Origin of the sequence: Chloroflexus aurantiacus J-10-fl, assembly GCF_000018865.1 — a bacterium.
Taxonomy (GTDB): Bacteria; Chloroflexota; Chloroflexia; order Chloroflexales; family Chloroflexaceae; genus Chloroflexus; species Chloroflexus aurantiacus.
Genome location: NC_010175.1, coordinates 3,776,363 through 3,793,700 on the forward strand (window position 1 = coordinate 3,776,363; position 17,338 = coordinate 3,793,700).

The 17,338-nt window shown below is 56.3% G+C and carries 11 protein-coding genes; 1 reads left to right on the forward strand and 10 read right to left on the reverse strand.

Features of this window, described 5'->3' with window-relative positions; translation table 11 throughout:
- Nucleotides 1–138 precede the first annotated feature (138 nt).
- Nucleotides 139–1,299: a DUF3048 domain-containing protein gene (locus CAUR_RS14825; protein WP_012258677.1), complete on the reverse strand. Its 1,161-nt coding sequence runs from the start codon at nt 1,297–1,299 to the stop codon at nt 139–141.
- A gap of 662 nt (nt 1,300–1,961) precedes the next feature.
- Between CAUR_RS14825 and CAUR_RS14830 the strand changes: the two genes are divergently transcribed.
- On the forward strand, nt 1,962–5,486 hold the full coding sequence (locus CAUR_RS14830) for a sensor histidine kinase (RefSeq protein WP_012258678.1): 3,525 nt from the start codon (nt 1,962–1,964) through the stop codon (nt 5,484–5,486).
- On the opposite strand, the gene CAUR_RS14835 is transcribed toward CAUR_RS14830, so the two are convergent.
- The 9 genes from CAUR_RS14835 to CAUR_RS14875 all read right to left on the reverse strand — a co-directional run bounded on the left by CAUR_RS14835 (nt 5,487) and on the right by CAUR_RS14875 (nt 17,243).
- Nucleotides 5,487–6,326, reverse strand: a complete 840-nt coding sequence (locus tag CAUR_RS14835; protein WP_012258679.1) for a YecA family protein — start codon at nt 6,324–6,326, stop codon at nt 5,487–5,489.
- Nucleotides 6,327–6,344: 18 nt separating this feature from the next.
- The gene (locus CAUR_RS14840) at nt 6,345–7,154 is read right to left on the reverse strand and encodes a formylglycine-generating enzyme family protein (RefSeq protein WP_012258680.1); all 810 of its coding nucleotides are present in this window, start codon (nt 7,152–7,154) and stop codon (nt 6,345–6,347) included.
- Nucleotides 7,151–7,759: an FFLEELY motif protein gene (locus tag CAUR_RS14845; protein ID WP_012258681.1), complete on the reverse strand. Its 609-nt coding sequence runs from the start codon at nt 7,757–7,759 to the stop codon at nt 7,151–7,153. The genes CAUR_RS14840 and CAUR_RS14845 overlap by 4 nt, the downstream gene beginning before the upstream one ends.
- A complete protein-coding gene (locus tag CAUR_RS14850; protein ID WP_012258682.1) occupies nt 7,756–11,097 on the reverse strand; it encodes a tetratricopeptide repeat protein in 3,342 nt (1,113 codons plus the stop codon). The genes CAUR_RS14845 and CAUR_RS14850 overlap by 4 nt, the downstream gene beginning before the upstream one ends.
- Before the next feature lie 819 nt (nt 11,098–11,916).
- Nucleotides 11,917–12,399, reverse strand: coding sequence for a peptidylprolyl isomerase (locus CAUR_RS14855; RefSeq protein ID WP_012258683.1), 483 nt, complete (start codon nt 12,397–12,399; stop codon nt 11,917–11,919).
- 118 nt (nt 12,400–12,517) lie between these two features.
- Nucleotides 12,518–13,858: a vWA domain-containing protein gene (locus CAUR_RS14860; RefSeq protein WP_012258684.1), complete on the reverse strand. Its 1,341-nt coding sequence runs from the start codon at nt 13,856–13,858 to the stop codon at nt 12,518–12,520.
- 42 nt (nt 13,859–13,900) lie between these two features.
- Nucleotides 13,901–14,272, reverse strand: coding sequence for a hypothetical protein (locus tag CAUR_RS14865; RefSeq protein WP_012258685.1), 372 nt, complete (start codon nt 14,270–14,272; stop codon nt 13,901–13,903).
- A 26-nt stretch (nt 14,273–14,298) separates the two neighbouring features.
- Nucleotides 14,299–16,263: an acetyl/propionyl/methylcrotonyl-CoA carboxylase subunit alpha gene (locus CAUR_RS14870; protein ID WP_012258686.1), complete on the reverse strand. Its 1,965-nt coding sequence runs from the start codon at nt 16,261–16,263 to the stop codon at nt 14,299–14,301.
- Nucleotides 16,245–17,243 carry a TIGR03557 family F420-dependent LLM class oxidoreductase gene (locus CAUR_RS14875; protein WP_012258687.1) on the reverse strand — a complete coding sequence of 333 codons (999 nt, stop codon included), beginning with the start codon at nt 17,241–17,243 and terminating at the stop codon, nt 16,245–16,247. The genes CAUR_RS14870 and CAUR_RS14875 overlap by 19 nt, the downstream gene beginning before the upstream one ends.
- Between the last annotated feature and the right edge of the window lie 95 nt (nt 17,244–17,338).

Consider the following 17,338-nt stretch of genomic DNA (forward strand, 5'->3'; position numbering starts at 1 on the left):
TGTGGTTTGCGTCTGCCAGGGCGTCGCACAATGCGCAAACAGAGCGCAACAGTGGTAGATAGGAGTGCTGGCAACAGGGCCAGAGCACTGGCGACGCCCGCCTATCGCAGCCGAAGCAACAGGCTTCGGGGTGTAGCGTTATCGACCGCCTTCGACGGTCAGGTTGGCAAGGTCAGGTATGGCGGCAATCCAGACCGATCCGGGCGCGAGTGGTATTTCGTTCCCATTCGCGTCAACCAGATACAGTTGTGCATAGCCGGCTGCTTTCTGCCAGGTCGCTTCAATCATGCGACCGTCGCGGAAGATACGGGCCTGACCTTCACCGATCACATCTTGCTCGATACGACCCTTGGGATCGTTGGGGATAGGTCGTTCGGGCACTTCCAACACGACAACATTCTTAAACTGCAACTGATTACCGGTTGCTGCATCAACGTGTGGACGATTACCGCGGAAGTAGCGGTAGCTGTTCGTTGCCGGATCGTAGCTCCAGCCTACACTTGCCTCACGGTAAATGAAGAAGTAGCGCAATTCTTGTTGTGCAGGACGATCTTCCGGCGGAGCTTCGGGCGAGTAGGTAAACCCAATCTCTTCCAATCCTTCAACCGGACGATCATTCGCTGCGGCAAAAGCTGCGATGTTTTCACTGTTGGTGTAGAGGTTGTGGGGGGCGCTACGGTCGCGCGTGCGATAGAAATAGCGGCTGGCGTTGCTGCGCAATGCATCCATATTGATCAGTTCAATCGATGTTTCTGCCAGCAACAACCCTTCTGGCGATCCTCCGGCATGGACATACACTGCCCGTAGCCCTTTTGCCCATTCGACATAATATGGTCGAGCACTGCGTACCGGGCCAATGACCGGCATGTCGGGTGAAATGCCGGGAATAAAGATCGCCATATAGCGAGTAATCCCAAATTCGGCCAGTGCTTCAAAGACAATCGCAGCGCCATCCATACCGGTCTGCGGGTAGGCATTCGGATGGTTGTCATACATCACTGCGAAGGGCCGAGTAGTCACCGAACCACGTGGAACCGCCAGCGGTGCTGTTATCGGTTCAGGTGAGGGTGTTGGTTCAGGGGTAGCGGTTGGTTCAGGAGTAGCAGTAGCTGCGGGTGTTGCCGTAGGCGGTAGTGTTGGAACGGTTGTTGGTTGTAGTGTATCCGTTGGTAATCGCGTCTCTAATGCGATGAGGGTTGGGAGTGGAGTAGCTGTTGGCGTATTCGCAACAGCCGATCCACACGCGCCGATGAGCACGATACTGAGCAACAGGGCTAGCGAAGAAAATCTGCTTATCATGTTCCTCTTTCCTTGTGCACCGCAGATCATGGCGGATAGCACGGGCGGCCTATTATACCATGGCTCTGCTATTCGGCAAGCAGCGATCCTTTTGGGTTGCATAGGTTTATCGCGGGAAGCTGTGGCAATTTTGCGCCAACGTCTGGAGGCTACCTGATCAATCCCGGCAGCACAGTGGAGAACTTATTTCATAAAAGCTGTGTGGTCGTGCCAGCCGACTACAGCACAGGCACCTGAACGCTGACCAATCACCAACGACAGTCTAGCCTGATCCCAGTTTGCCGGTATGGCAGCGCGGAGTGCTGATGACCATCGCTAGTGCCATCACGCGCTGGATTGGTTGCTTTGCTCGCTCATCAGGTGCGTGTCGCGTCGTTTGGCGTGCGGCAGCCACGCTGCCGCACAGCCGTGCTTCGTGCCAGGCGCGTATCACGCCGTTGACCCTGCTGGTCACGGTGATGATGTGTGTGCCTGTCACGATCTCAGTAATCAATCAATGAGATAACTTCCCCTTCAGCAGACCCTCGACAAACTCAGTGATACACGTGTTTTGTCATTTGGAAGGTGGAATCTAAGCCTGGGCAATATCCGTGCTGTTTACCCATAAACGCGGTACAATACCATCAAATGTTAAATGTTAGTTGTTGAATGGAGTGTCGATCATGAGAAAAACCGGACCTGTTGACATGCCGGAATGGTTAACCATTGTTGCAAAAATGATCGACGCCGAGCGATACTCCGATCTGACTGCTGCTGCCATTGATGTGCTGACCTCGATGTTACCCGGCTATCAGGTAGACATCAAATGGTCGTTCCAGAGTGAGTTCCAGGATGAATCAGATGCTCTTGTCCATCGTTTGGGGCAGGGTGAAACGTTTGCCCGGCTTGTGATCCGACCTGCTGATCTAACCGATGCCGATCTGGTGATCTTGCAATCAGTTGAGCAATTAATTATTGCCGGTTATGAGCGTATACGGCAACGGATCGAACGGCAGGGTTGGCGTCGCCGCCTTCAGCTTGAAGTCGACGCTTTGCGCGATACACCCCAGCCTGATCTTATTTGTCAGCAGATGGCGCAACTGCTGAGTGATCTGGTCGGGCTTCCGCTCACCATTGGTCTGGCGACACCGATCCAGCAGAGTGTTTGGCTTCAGCAGATTGTGCATTACGCAGTACAACCAAACCACTATGCCAGTTTTGAACAACGGTGTTGGACGGTGGAGACCGATCTGAGCAGCATGGTGATCAAGCTAAGCATGCCATTAAGCTCAGCCGCATACCTGGAAGATTGTGCACGTTATAATGTGCGCCCACATGCGGCGTGGCAGGCGTCGCCCCCCACCTTCTGGTCAGGTGCACCTGTTCGTTTTGGTGGTAAAACCTTTGGTGTCATTTATGGCTATACATTTGCCTCCGAACCTCTGAATGAAACCCAACAGCAGATGATCGCAGAAGCGCTTGAGCTGGCTGCCCGCTTACTGCGTATGCCCCTCCTGCAACGTGAAGCCGATCTTGCCAACCAGCAATGCAACATCTGGCAAAACCTTGTCGCTACCAGTGTACAGCTCCTTGACACTGATCAGGCATTGCAGACGATGCTTGCTCTCAGTTGTCAGTTGCTGGCGGTAGACGGTGGTGGTCTGTTCATTTTCGACGAACAGCACAATGAGCTGGTGTTTCGCTACGCGGTTGGGCCGCAAGCGTACCGGTTGGTGGGGATGCGTTTGCCGATGACGCACGGCATCATCGGTCAGTCATTCGTGCTGGGGAAGCCGGTAATTGTGAACGATGCCAGTGATGATGTGCGACGCAGTCGCGTCATTGATCGGGTAATTGGTTTGAAGTGCCATAACCTGATCACAGTACCATTTACGTCACCATCTGGTGTGCGTTTCTGTCTGCAATACATTAATCGTCAGGACGAAGTGCCGTTTACTGATACTGACATCGATGAGACACATGCTGTTGCCGCTCTGATGAGTCTGGTCATTGATCGTACCCGGCAAATTACCCAGATCGAAACCGGTATCGTCCAACAGGCACAAGACCTGGATCGAGATAATACCGATCTTCGCTCATTGCTGGCGCTCAATCACAGGTTGCTGGCAGAACAATTGCCTAATCAGCTCTTCCAATTAATTATCGACGCGATCACGAAGCGCATGCGGTTTCAATCGGCTGCGCTGTTTGTCAGTCAGCGTGAGCACGCCCTTCATTCGATGCTCGCGTGTGTAGCGACAACCGGTACGCTTAGTGGTGAATTTCCTGCCGGCTTGCGTCTGGCTATTGGTCGGTTAGATGCGCTGGTTAATGAGTGGGCATTTGGCGATACTTGCTTTCTGCTTAATCGCCGTAGTGCCAGTTTTGCCGCCCTATTCGATTTACCGCAACCAGTAGACGAACGACTGATAGATTTTGGTGCAATTCAATGGCAACCCGACGATTTGCTGGTGGTGCTCTTGCGCGCACCTGACCATCGGGTGCAGGGGGTCTTGCTCCTTGATCAACCACAGAGCGGTCAACGTCCGGCAATAGCCGATCTTCAGGCATTGACATTATATGCCGGTATTGCTGGCTCTGCTATTGATATAGCGCTTTTGCGCTATCGTCAACAGCGTAGCCTCGAACGACTGACGGCGCTGAATGGGCTGGGAATGGTGATCAATTCGCAGTCGCTCCCTCAGCCGCAGGTACTGGGTATGACTGCTCGCGGCATGTTAGAGATGGTAGAGGGGAACTGGGCGCAGATCATGTTGTTTGATGCCGAACACGATGAGTTGCACATTGATCAGACCATTGGTGTGAGTCCGCTAGGCAAGGATGTGATGCTGACCCTTGCCCGCCGGGCACTGCTTCATCGCCGACCGGTCTTCCGCTCGGCAACCACCGTAGCAATACCGCTCCGCAGCACTCAACAACTCATCGGCGTGATTGTTATCGGTGGTGAACACGCTCTCGAAGCGGCTGATATTGAGATGCTGATGTTGTATGCAAGCCAGACCGCAATTGCTATCGAGAGTATGCGCTTGCTCGGTGCAGTGCGTCGTGGACGTGATAATCTGGCGCGGGTGATGGCGGCGGTTGAGGATGGTCTTGTCTTATTTGGTGTTGACAGAACAGTTGTGGTTGCGAATGAGGCGTTTCATCGTCTGGCGCGTACTGGAACCTGGTCGCCACCGTTATCGCGGATTGATGGTCTGAAGTTCGATGATGTCCTGAAACACTGGGCCAGGCAACGAGCATTGGAACCTGCAACAGTTGCTGAGTTACAACGCTCGCTGACCCACGTCGGAGCACAGCATGAGCTACGTGGGAATGATGGTGTCTTTGCCTGGAAGATCATCCAGGCCGGTGATTTAATTGCCGGGCGTACATCTGCCTTTCTGTTGACGATCCGTGATGTGACTGAAGCCAAAAAGGTTGAACAGTTGCGTGAGGATTTGATCCGTATGGTAATTCACGATCTGAAAAATCCTCTTGCAGCTATCAAACTTGCGTTTGAGCGACTTGAGAATGAATTGGGCGATCTTTTCACCGAGCGGCAGCAGCAGGCAATGATGATCGGGCAAAATAATACTAACCGCTTAATCAATCTGGTTAGAGCAATGCTTGATATTGGGCGGTTAGAAAGTGGTCAGATGCCCATCTACAAAGGGCCATTGCCGATTGCCGATTTGATTGAGCACACTGTTGATCGATTGTTGTTCCAGGCTCAAGAGAAACAGGTGCAGATTGTGCATAATCTTGATCCAAACGTGCGTTTATTGTTTGCCGATGGTGACATTATTTCCCGCGTATTACAAAATCTCCTCGATAATGCGCTCAAGTTCAGTGAGCCTGAGAGCCAGATTTCCATTGAAGTACACGTGAAACCTGCTCAGGGTCAGACCCAGATTGTCGCTGTGTCTGATGAGCTAACGATCCTGGTACCCGGTGATCGAGTTGCGCATATCATTGTTCGTGATCAGGGGCCAGGTATTCCTCCCGAAGATCAGGATATCATTTTCAAGCGGTTCAGCCAGGGCGGTCGTAAGCGGAGTGAGGGAAGTGGTCTGGGACTGGCGTTCTGTAAGCTGGCGGTTGAGGCTCATCAGGGCACAATCTGGGTCGAGAGTATGCCAGGGCGCGGCAGCGCGTTTCATTTCACGCTGCCGCTCGCCGAGATTTACGATCCTGAACAGGTGTAATCACTCTCCCAACAAACGCTGCCGAGTCTCTGCGATAAAGTTCTGAATCCGGTCTGGATCGGGTTTGTCGGTCGGCAAGATCAAAATAAAGTGACTGAAAATCTCCGACCGTTCATTGAGGAGCGTTTGCCAGTCGGCTTCAGGACGTTCACGCCGGATTGCTTCCAGATGAACGTCGGCGAAGGTGCGAATTGGCCCGGCGGTGTCGGGTGTCAGGTGGGCGGCTGGGCCGGCGAGGTAGTAGTTCGGCGCTGTTCGCCCAAGTGGTGTGTCAACTGGCACCAGATGTCCGACGATCACTTCGGCAAGCTCCAGGCGCAATGAGGCATGGCTGTCGGCCAGAATCAGCGCCTCGCCGGTTAGCAGATCACGTAGGGTCGCACCGGCATTGGGATGTAGTCGCTCAACCTGGTACGGACGTAAGCGAACATTGACCCACGTCGGCAGAAGCTGTCGTTCGAGCGGTGATAGATCGCTCTCCTGCATCTGATGTACCATCTGCTCAACCAGTGTCTGTCCGTCTGATCGGCGATAGTCGAAGGCAAACCAGACCATGAAGCGGTCGGCCCCGTACCCTTCGCGCTGGTTCAGTTCGGCCAACTGGGCAAACTGGTAACGCTGTTGCCAGTATCGATCAAAGGCAGTTTGTAGTTCCGCTGCTTCAGCCTCAGTGGCTTTGGCCAGAATACGTTGTAAGAGCTGGTCTTGAGCGTTGCGCAGGCGTAATTGCTGACTGCGCCATTCCTCTTCGATGCGCAAATGGCAATCCTTGTATTTGCGCCCACTACCACAGTGGCAGGGATCGTTGCGGCCTAATTTAAGCGTTTTGGCTGGGTTCATAAAGCGAATGCTCCTTAATTATTCCAGGTCTAGTGCAAGGCGCATGCCCAGAAACTGGTTGCGCATCGTCGGTTGTAGTCGAAAACGACAGGCACAGCGTGCATACCCCTGGGGATTGGCGTAACAACCGCCGCGTAAAATCCGTCTCCCGGTTGCGGTTGGGTCTTCACGTCCATCATCGGGTCGGTAGGGATATTCCCGGTCGAGCGATGCTGTCCATTCCCATACATTACCGGCCATATCTTCAACACCATACGGACTCTGTCCGGCAGGGTATGTGCCGGGCGGGTTAGGTGCTGATCGTCCCCCCTCGCGCGTATTGGCGTAATCGGGATGAAATGTCTCGCCCCACGGGAAGCGCCGACCGTCGGTGCCGCGGGCGGCGTGCTCCCATTCCGCTTCGGTTGGCAGGCGAAAGCGCAACACAGGAGGTGGCGTAACCGGCTGACCGTTCGGGTCGATCAGGCGGAGGGACAGACCGGATTGTTGACTCAGCCAGGCGCAGAAGGCCATGGCTTCGTACCAGGTGATGTCGGTGACCGGTAATGCTGCCAGTTTGTCCGGCGGGGTCGTGCCATGCCAGGCGGGAGGTGGTGGCACAGCTCCATCAGCAACAGCGCAGGCGTAGAGGGCATTGCTCAGCGGATGTTGTGCAATGGCAAATGCCGGAAGCGTCAGTTCGTGTTGTGGTGTCTCTTCACGGTAGCTTTCGCGAGTGCCGCCATAGTGACGGGCCAGGTCACTGATGTCGCTCACAGGTGTGCCCATGCGAAAGGGACGTGACGGAATGTGTATAAAAACCGGTAATAATTCAGTAAGCCTGCTCATCGTTGATAAATCCGATTGAGCCGATCTAGCTCACGCTGGTAGATCGTCTCGGCGAAATGATCGATGGATGTCACGTTCTGTAGGGCATCATAGCCGCGCCGTAAAAAGGTATGGACATGACCAATACCGGCGAGGCGGGCTATGAAGTGGGAGCGGCGCAGCGCCATCCCCAACACTGCCGAACGCGACAGGTGAAAGACATTGTACAACGTTGTTCTGACCAGTGTTAACTGACGATGGCGATCATCATATTTATCGGCCAGCCGGTAGAAGTATTCATACGTCGGCTCGTCAAAATCGGTGCCTATATTGGCCTGCCACATACGCTGGGCCAGGTCTTCATCGAGTTGATTGGTGAGATCGAGTAATTCCAGTACCTCCTCAAGGTCGCGCAGGCGTACACCGGGGAGCATGCCGATAAAATGGTGCAGGCGGCGGCCTTCCTGATCGCGCTGGCTGAAATCACGCGGGCCGTACATTTCGTTGAAGAAGAATTCGCCTAACGGTTCGTAGGCCGGCACCTCCGCCAGATCACGGTAATCCCGGCGGAGGCGATTTGATTGAAAGATTTGCAGGGCGATGCGATACTGGCGTAGCGTACTCATGGTAAACGTTCGATTTGGGCAAGTGCACGCTGACCCCACTCGCTGGTTGGTTCCCGACTGATCAGGGTCTGATAGGCATCACGGGCGGCGGCAAAATTGGCCTGATCTTCCGCAATGAGACCACTGTAGAAGATAGCTTCACTGTAGTTCGGATTCAGGGTGATCGCTTGTTGAATAGCCTGTAAGGCGCTTTCACTTCGGCCCTGGGCGTAATAGGCGCGACCCAACCAGTAGTAGGCTTCGGGAAAGTTGGCTTGCAGTGCGGTGGCCCGATTGAGGTCACGAATGGCCTGGTCGTATTCACCATTGCGGATGGCGAGCAGGGCACGACGGTAGAAGCTCTCGGCAATGCGATCATTGGCACCAATGGCTGCATCGTAAGCGGCGCGTGCCTCCGCGAAGCGACCGGCTTCTTGCAACAATTTGCCGCGGAAGAGGTGTGCTTCGGCATAGTTGCTCTTCTGCTGAATAGCTCGCTCTACCGTCTGAAGTGCTTCCTCGGCCCGACCTAATGCGTATTGGGTCTGGGCCAGCCCCAGCAGGGCTTCTGGATATTGCGGTTGCAATTCCAGCGCGCGCTGGTAGGCGGCGAGAGCACGCACAAGGTTGTCGTTGCGCAAGAGGGCTTCACCCAGCCAGAATTGAGCTGCGGCATTCGTATCACCACCGGGTAGTGCAGCAGCAGTCTCGAAGTAGGCCAGGGCAACTCCCCAATTCCCCTGTCCACCGGCGAGTTCACCCAGGCCAATGTGAGCGGGAATCGACTGTGGATCGGTTGCAATTGCCTGTTGATACGCCTGCTCGGCGGCTGCCAGATCGTTTCGGCGCCGGGCTATCTCGGCCAGGGCGAGAAAAGCATTGACTCGTGCTGAAATCGCTTCCGGGTCGGTGCGGTTAGCGGTTAGATCGAGCGTGCGTTGCGCAGTTTGCGCTGCTGCTTCCAGGCGGTTTCCGTTCAGGTACGCCCGTGCCAGCAATTGATTCACCGTCGCCGATTCGGGATTTCCCGTGAGCGCACGTTCGAGCGCCTGAATCGCTACCGTTGTGGCATTACCGGCAAGCGCGGCCTGACCGATGCGGATTAACTGGTCAAGGTCATTCACCCCCTGGCCGAGGGCAATCCGGTATTGTTCGATGGCACGATCAGGCTGATTGAGGGGGCCTTCGTACAATTCGGCCAGGCGGAGGCGGGCGTCGAGATTACGCTCATCGAAGGTGAGCGCATCACGTAGCATGCGTTCAGCGGTGGCAACATCACCCAGCCGGATATACGTTTCCCCTAACTCAAAGGCGGCGACGGTTGAACGCGGATCAAGCACGAGGGCATCGCGGTAGACACTGGCCGCTTCGTTGGGATAACCGGCATCGTTGTACAGCCGGGCCAGCTCAATCGTTGCTTCGACATGCTCGGTGGCCAGGGGAACGAGTAGCCGTTCAGCTTCAGCAAAACCGCTGGCACCACTCCGTCGTAGCGCACGTGCAAGATGAACGACGGTGTATGGCGTCTCTTGCCAGTTGACCAGGGCGCGCCAGTGATTAATCGCTGATGACCAGTCGCCGGTATCTTCAGCCACTTGCGCCAGCAACAGGTGGGCCGGGAAGAAGCGATTGTTTCGGTCAAGCGCCTGGCGCAGCCATTGCTGAGCACTTTCGCGATCATTGCGCGCCAGGGCAACCATCCCAATTCCGGTATAGCCGTCGGGAAGCTGTGGTGCGAGTTCAATCACGCGCTGATAGGTCTGGACAGCCTCGTCGTACTGTTCATCCATACGTAGGGCAAACCCAAGCGTGAGCAAGGTCATCACGTCGTCGGGCTGTTGTTCGCGCAACTGGCGCAATGCTTCCACACTGGGATTACCACCGCTGACGGCACCGAAGAGCGCAGCAATAAATTGATTAAACGGATTTTGCCGGTTGGAATTTTCTACAGACCACAAGACCGCCTCGGTCAGTGCCAGTGATAATCGCTGGCGTCGTGCCAGCTCTTCACTTCGTTCAGCCTGACCGGTTGCCATCAGGCCACTACCGGGAAAGATGGCGGCCTGACTGGCGGCTTGTTGGCGCCACAAGGTGACTGCCCGGTTACTCTGTTCAGTTGCCACGCGCAGTTGGTCACGTGTCTGCCGTAATGTATCGGCAGAAGGGAGTGGATTGGCCGTTGCCAGTGCCCAGTAGAAGGGGCCGGTCATTGGTAACCGTGCTTCGAGGGAAGTCAGTGCCCGCTCTTCAGAAAACACTGCATTCAAGCGAGTTTCATACGCTGAGCGAAACGCAACTGGGACGCGTGCTGCTGTAGCGGCTTTGGTTGCCTCAAATCGGGTAAGTGATGCCTGAGCTTCAGCGATACGACCACTCTCGCGATAGGCAGTAGCGATGAGCAGTTCCAGCTCAGGGTCAGGCGACAACAGATTGCGGGCCTGTTCGAGGTCGGAGACAGCATCAGATGCACGTTGTTCGCGTAATGCCCACAGCGCCAGATTGACCCGCAGTTGACCGAGATCACGCCCATCCAGGAGATTGATCGCCTCGGCAAAATAACGCGGTGCCTCAGCGTTACCGGCATCAAGGAGAATGGCTCCGAGGTTATTGGCGAGCAGTGCTCGTTCACCCTGGGCAAGGCTTAGTGCCGTCTGGTATTCCGTTGCCGCTGCACCATACCAGCCGCGCGCCCACAAGAGATTTCCCCGCAACACGTGGAGTAAGAGGGGGTGAAGCTGGGGATTATTTTCAACCAGGCTTTGTAGCTGATCAAGCGCCAGATCGGCTTCACCGTGGTGATACGCGGCCAGGGCCAGCAGATACGGAGTCAGGATCGTTTGACCATTGATCGGTTCAGTACTGATGACGTATCGGTTAGGGATGGCGAAACGAATGGGAAACCCGTACCACGCCTGACTAATGTCAATATTGTGCGGCGTGTAAATGATTTCGGGCGACAGGCTGGAGCTGTCGATCATCCCACCGGCTGCAACTGTTCCCCAGACCAGGAGATCGGCGTTGGTCTGGCGGGCAAGGGCAAGGGCTTCTGCACCATTGGCCGGCTTTGTTTCGCTCAAAACGACGTGAACAAGGTTGGCACCTTGATTGCGTAATTGACGTACCAGCGCGTTGGCGATTTGCTGGCCGGTACGTCCGTCCTGATCGGCGAATGGCGTTACTACGATCACAAAGCGCGGGTCAGCAGGTCGCGAGATGAGGAACAGGACAATGACAACACCTGCGATAAGCAATGCGAGTAGTGGCCAGGGCAGACGCTTGCGCCAGGAGATTGGTTTTTCCGCAGTTGCTTTTTCCGTAACGACCGAATCCGTCGGTTTGCGTTGCCATGGCCACCGCATATCCTCGCTCCTTACCACCGTAGACCATACCATCTCCTATTGTAAGCAGTTTTGATGATATTTCAAGCAGTGGGATTGATTATGACTTTGTTGTCAACAATGAGAATGGCTTACAGGCATTGAACGGTGGTGTGGGGGTGTCCTTATATCAAATCTGGCGTCATAGAATTCAGGCTACGTGATCCGACAATCACCCTGGCAGCATAGCTGAGGGCGGATGAATTGAGCCGGCAATCTCGTTGCCTGAGCAGTGGTGTGCTGTGCCTGAGCGGATACCTTTCCTGGAAGGTTGCCCGTGTCGCAGCGTTTAGAGTGCGGCAGCCATGCTGCCGCACCCACCAGGCTCACGTGGCGGGCGTGTCGTAGCGATGGGTCTGGCAGCATAGCTGAAGGCGGATGAATTGAGCCGGCATTTTCGTTGCCTGAGCAGTGGCGTGCCGTGCCTGAGCAGATACCTTTCCTGGAAGGTTGCCTGTGGCGCAGCGTTTGGAGTGCGGCAGCCATGCTGCTGTACCCACCAGGCTCACGTGGCGGGCGTGTCGTAGCGGTGAGCCTGATAACAATGGGAATGACGTGCAGTCTCATCTACAAAGGAATGTCGTATGCGAGCCAGAATAATGCAGATACAAGGCGTCAGCTTCCCGCTTTGCCGGGCACGATTGTTCTTATTGCGTCCAGTAGGGGCGGGGGCGCACGGCTATGCGCCCCTACTACGTTCGCCACGAATGTCTGTGCCCGGAGTCAGTTTAACGTGATTGAGGTATGAGAACCTGCAATCCCGATTCCTGCAATTTTGACTAAAGCCTAAACTGACGTTACCTACAACTCTTGCACCGTCACTTTTGTCATTTTGTCGCCTTGTTTAATGGCGTAAACGACATCCATGCCGGCGACAACTCGCCCAAAGACGGTATGCCGCCCGTTCAAGTGTGGCTGTGGCGTGTGGGTAATGAAGAACTGGCTGCCGTTGGTGTTGGGGCCGGCATTTGCCATCGAAATCACGCCGGCTTCATGGGTGAGCGGGTTGCCAACCACCTCATCGCGAAACCGGTAGCCTGGGCCGCCGCTTCCGCGTCCGGTGGGGTCGCCTCCCTGGATCACAAAGTCTTTAATAACGCGGTGGAATGTCAGGCCATCGTAGAACCCTTCGCGTACCAGAAAGACGAAGTTGTTGACGGTGAGTGGGGCGTGTTGCGGGTAGAGATCAAGTTCAATCGTCCCGCGCGTTGTTTCCATTGTGACCCGATATGTCTTACTGACATCAATTTGCATTGCGGGTGGACTGCTCCACTGTTTTGCCACGGTTGTTCTCCTGTGTTATTCGACGGATACCACTGTTATTATACCTCTCACCGGCGTTGGAAACCTCTCATAGGGAGTATACCGGCTAGCCTGCTCAGGCACAAAGGGATCAACTGCGTCACCCTCGTTGTGTTCCCAGCCGACGGGTGGCGTAAGTTAATTCTTTGGCTGTGGTACTCGATTGATGATTGTGGGCGAGTGCTGTTGCTTCTGCCATCGCCAGCGCAGCCAGATCGGGTTCGTCCAGATCGTAGAGGCGATTGGCGAGTTGCCGGAGAGTTTGGGCAGCCGTCGCATAATCGCCCTGTTGCCGGGCCTGATCGGCTCGCTGCTGAAGTGTGGCGATGGTTGCCCGACTGATGATCGGCAGAAGTTCTGGTGGTGGGTTGATTGCATTCGGCGCATAATGGGCAACTACGTCGTGGGTGATGTGCGATTGGCCACTGTTGAGGTGAAGGTGCGCCAGACGGCGTTGTTGACCGGCTGCACCGGGTGCGACCAGGAACTCAACCAGGAGCCGCACCTCTTCGCCGTGACGGAGATCACCAAGGTGAATGGTCAGACGCCGACCATGTTCCGTGCTCAGCGGGTTCAGAACGGTGAGCGCTGGTGTCAGGCGGATGATGCGGCGTAAGCTAACTGTTTGCGGCAGGTTGCATTGCAGTGTAAGCGCCTGTGCCGTTGTTTGCCGCGCACTCTCAAGTTCAGCAGCAATAATTGCCGGAATGTCGGCAGCATCATACACAAAACTGGCCCGTCCGCCGCTCAAATCGGCGAGTTGGGTGAGCAGATGTTCTTCAAATGATCCACCAAGGCCAATCGTGCTCAGGCTGATCCCACGGGCTGCCGCCTCTCGCGCCAGCGTCAGACACAGGGTCTGATCGGTTGTAAAACCATCGGTGATCAAGACAATCCGCCGCACGGTTGCGTCATCAGCAGCGACAAACTGCGCCAGCGCCAGTTGCAGACCCTGGGCGAGATTGGTGGTTTCACCCAGGCGTAACGCCGGCAGACGGGCAATGGCCGCCACCAGTTCAGCCCGTCGGCTCCCAGGAATCCCAGACGCAAGCACAATTGCATCGCTGGCACAGGCAATCAATCCCAGGCGGTCGTTGTGATCAAGGCGCTCGATCAGACTATGTAAGGCGTGGGTGGTATAGTCGATAGGACTCCGATACCGGCTGCGCTGTTCGGCAGAGAGCGGATTGTTGAGTTGCCAGACCGGTACCCCATCGACTAAGACTTCGTGAGCACCGCTGCCGCGCACAACGTCGCGAAACTGCTGTTCATTAAGGATTGGGATGCGCATTGAGCGGCTGGCGTCGGCGACAATGGTCATGTGAAGCGGCAAACCGGTCGTACCGGCTGCCGCGATGGTGAGGTGTAGATACGCGACTTGCGGCTGGTTGAGTGCCGGAATAGCGATTAGCTCAGGTGTACAGCGTATATGCAGCGACATAGGCTGCTGTCCTCTGCTGGTAGCCTGCTTGTTGCGCAGATGTCAATTACACTGTGCCGGTAATGGCTGATCGCTAAACGTAATCTCCAGCACGGTTCCGTTGTTGAACGTCGTAACCCTGCGTGTGCGGGGGATTGACACCAGTTCATTGGAACCGGCGATACGAATACACGAATCGACGCTCGTCGTTTCAACCGTCTCGCGAATACCGCCGCGTGTGAAACCGATGATATATTCCTGGGCTATAGCCAGCTTAACCGGCTGGAGAAATCCGATGCCAAGGAGACCCAACGTCAGTACTGCAAACACAAAGAGCCAGAGTGTGCAACCAAAGCGACGCTTTGGTTTCGCCGGTGGTTTCTGATTAGCGGTTGCCGGTGGTTTGGCAGGTTGAGTAGCCTGTTGCGATGCCATACGTTGCCTGTTATCTCTCAGAGTAGCTATTCCGATACCGATATTGGTTCAAGGTCAACGAGGTGAGCGCCAGCCGCGACGCTGGCACCGGCCTGGTAGGGTAGACGACGGACAATGCCGGCATACGGAGCGACGACTGTGTGCTCCATCTTCATCGCCTCCAACACCAGCAGTGGTTGCCCTTCGCGTACCTGCTCACCGACGGCAACGTGGATACGCACAATGGTGCCGGGCATCGGCGCAGTGAAGCTGGCCGCATTCTGATCACCACTGCGCGTCACGCTATCGGCGGTCAAGGGAGCGGGGCGGGTAAGATGGTACGCTTCACCACGCCATGCGATCAGCCAGCCGTCATCGGCCTGCGCAAAGAAGAACTGCTGGCGTTGCCCATCAATGTCCAGAGCCAGTTCGTGGTCACCACGATAGACCAGTGTTGTCTGCACACCCCAGCCATCGCCATGGATATGCCAGCCGCTGGTTGACGGCGCTACCCGCAGGCGGTGATCGCCATGGGAGCTAAAAGTGAGCGGGATGGTGTCGCCACCCAGACGCCAGACCCTGGCCAGCGGGTCGCGAGCCGGTGGTTCGGCGGTAACTGTCAGGACGGCGGCGGCGACCAGCACTTCGCACGGTGGTGGTGCGGGTGGCGGTACCAGTCCTTCGTGTTCACTCAGGAAGCCGGTATGAGTAGCACCGGCGGCAAATGCCGGGTGCTCGGCAATCGCCTGCAAGAGCGGTAAATTGGTCGTTGGCCCCAGCACCACCATCTCGCGCAGCACCCGGCGCAGCCGGGCCACCGCCTGCTGACGATCAGCTCCGGCCACAATAATCTTGGCCAACAGCGGGTCATAATGGACGGTCACTTCATCGCCGCTGGTCAGGCCGGCATCGACGCGCACGCCCGGCCCTTGTGGCGGCACAAACAGCGCCACCTTCCCAACCGCCGGCAGATAGGTGCGAGGGTCTTCGGCGTAGAGACGCACTTCAATTGCGTGACCGCGCACCGTGACATCCTCTTGTCGGAACGGAAGTGGCTGACCGGCGGCAATCGCGATCTGCAAGTGCACCAGGTCATAACCGCAAATCAGTTCAGTGACCGGATGCTCAACCTGCAAGCGAGTGTTCATCTCCAGAAAGTAGAATTCACCATCAGGGGTAAGAATGAATTCAACCGTACCGGCATTGACATACCCTGCCGCTCGTGCGACCGCCACCGCAGCCTGGCCCATCGCGTTGCGTAGAGCAGGGGTCAGCGCCGGCGATGGTGCCTCTTCGACCACCTTCTGGTGGCGGCGCTGGATCGAACAGTCGCGCTCGCCGAGGTGAACGACATTGCCGTGCTGATCGGCCAGCACCTGAATCTCAACATGGCGGGGGCGGAGGACGAGACGCTCGATGATCAGCCGGTCATCGCCGAAGGCGGCACGGGCTTCACGGCGGGCGCCTTCGATAGCGGCGGGTACTGCGGCCAGATCACCAACGGAACGCATGCCCTTGCCACCGCCACCAGCACTCGCCTTGATCAGCAGTGGTGGCCCGATACGGTGCGCCTCGGCCAGCAGGCGCTCATCACTCTGATCTTCACCATCATACCCCGGCACCACCGGCACACCGGCGGCCTGCGCCAGCGCACGTGCTTCCGCTTTACCACCCATGGCAGCAATCGCAGATGGTGGCGGGCCGATAAACGTGATCCCAGCCGCTGCACACTGTTCGGCCAGTTTGACACTTTCGCTGAGAAAGCCGTAGCCGGGGTGTATGGCCTGGGCACCCAGTTGAAGCGCTGCTTCAACGATGGCCTCGGCACGCAAATAGCTTTGTGCGGCAGGGGGTGGGCCGATCAAGGCGGCAGCATCGGCCATGCGCACGTGCAGCGCACCGGCATCGGCAGCCGAGTAGACAACCACCGGGCTAATGCCCAGTTCGCGACAGGCGCGGATAATACGCACGGCAATCTCGCCGCGATTAGCGATCAGGATACGGTTGAACATGGGCGTAATTTGGGCAAAACCGCTTCTCCGTAGGCTTTAATCCATTCCGCTTGATTGCGACCAACGTTATGCACATAAATCTCGTCGAAGCCGAGATCGATGAACTGTTGCAGGTGAGCGCGATGCTGGTCGAGATCGGATGAAATCAGTACCCGACCACGAAAATCTTCCGGTCGTACCAGCCTGGCCATCGCGGCAAAATCCTCCGGTGAGCGAATGTCCTGCTTGGGGAAGTTCATGCCACCGTTTGGCCATTCGGTAAGCGCATTCTGCAACGCCTCTTCATCGGTTGGCGCCCACGAGACGTGCAACTGCAACAACTTGGGCATCTGATCGGGGTCTTTTCCGGCTTCGCGGGCACCGGCGGCGAAATCGGCCAGGATGCGGCGCAGTTTGTCGGGGGCAGCCCCCGGCGTGATCAGACCGTCACAGGTACGCCCTGCCCAGCGCAGTGTTTGCGGGCCGGTAGCGGCAATGTAGATCGGTACCGGTTCTTCGGGCAGCGTCCAGAGCCGGACTTTGTTCATCCGAAAATAACGACCCCGGTAACGGGTCTCTTTGCCGCTGAGCAGCTTCTGAATAATCTCGGTTGCTTCCTGAAGCATCTCGAAGCGCACGAGCGGTTCCGGCCATTCCCCGCCAACCACATTTTCGTTCAGCAATTCACCACTACCCAACCCCAGCCAAAAGCGACCGGGGAACATTGCACCGAGCGTTGCTGCGGCCTGGGCAATGACCGCCGGATGGGTGCGGAATGAGGGGCAGGTAACACCCGGCCCAAACCGATGATTCGTCACCACTCCCAGGGCACCCATCCAGCTATACACGAACGCATTATGGCCCTGAGCCGGCACCCATGGCTGAAAATGATCGGCAGCCATCACACCCCGAAAGCCGTACTGTTCGGCCAACCGACAATGTTCGAGGAGTTCATTGGGATGGAACTGTTCCAGTGCTGCTGATAAACCAATCGTTGCCACGTGATCTACCCTTGTATTGTATTCAGCGAGGTCTGTTGCATAGTATACCACGGTGGGCAGGACTCTTCCGCGATAAGCACTCTCACAAACAACTG

Coding starts and splice junctions, on each gene's coding strand:
- CAUR_RS14845 (WP_012258681.1), bottom strand. CDS start 7,759: ATGAGTACGCTACGCCAGTATCGCATCGCCCTGCAAATCTTTCAATCA.
- CAUR_RS14850 (WP_012258682.1), bottom strand. CDS start 11,097: ATGCGGTGGCCATGGCAACGCAAACCGACGGATTCGGTCGTTACGGAA.
- CAUR_RS14865 (WP_012258685.1), bottom strand. CDS start 14,272: ATGGCATCGCAACAGGCTACTCAACCTGCCAAACCACCGGCAACCGCT.
- CAUR_RS14835 (WP_012258679.1), bottom strand. CDS start 6,326: ATGAACCCAGCCAAAACGCTTAAATTAGGCCGCAACGATCCCTGCCAC.
- CAUR_RS14870 (WP_012258686.1), bottom strand. CDS start 16,263: ATGTTCAACCGTATCCTGATCGCTAATCGCGGCGAGATTGCCGTGCGT.
- CAUR_RS14825 (WP_012258677.1), bottom strand. CDS start 1,299: ATGATAAGCAGATTTTCTTCGCTAGCCCTGTTGCTCAGTATCGTGCTC.
- CAUR_RS14860 (WP_012258684.1), bottom strand. CDS start 13,858: ATGTCGCTGCATATACGCTGTACACCTGAGCTAATCGCTATTCCGGCA.
- CAUR_RS14840 (WP_012258680.1), bottom strand. CDS start 7,154: ATGAGCAGGCTTACTGAATTATTACCGGTTTTTATACACATTCCGTCA.
- CAUR_RS14830 (WP_012258678.1), top strand. CDS start 1,962: ATGAGAAAAACCGGACCTGTTGACATGCCGGAATGGTTAACCATTGTT.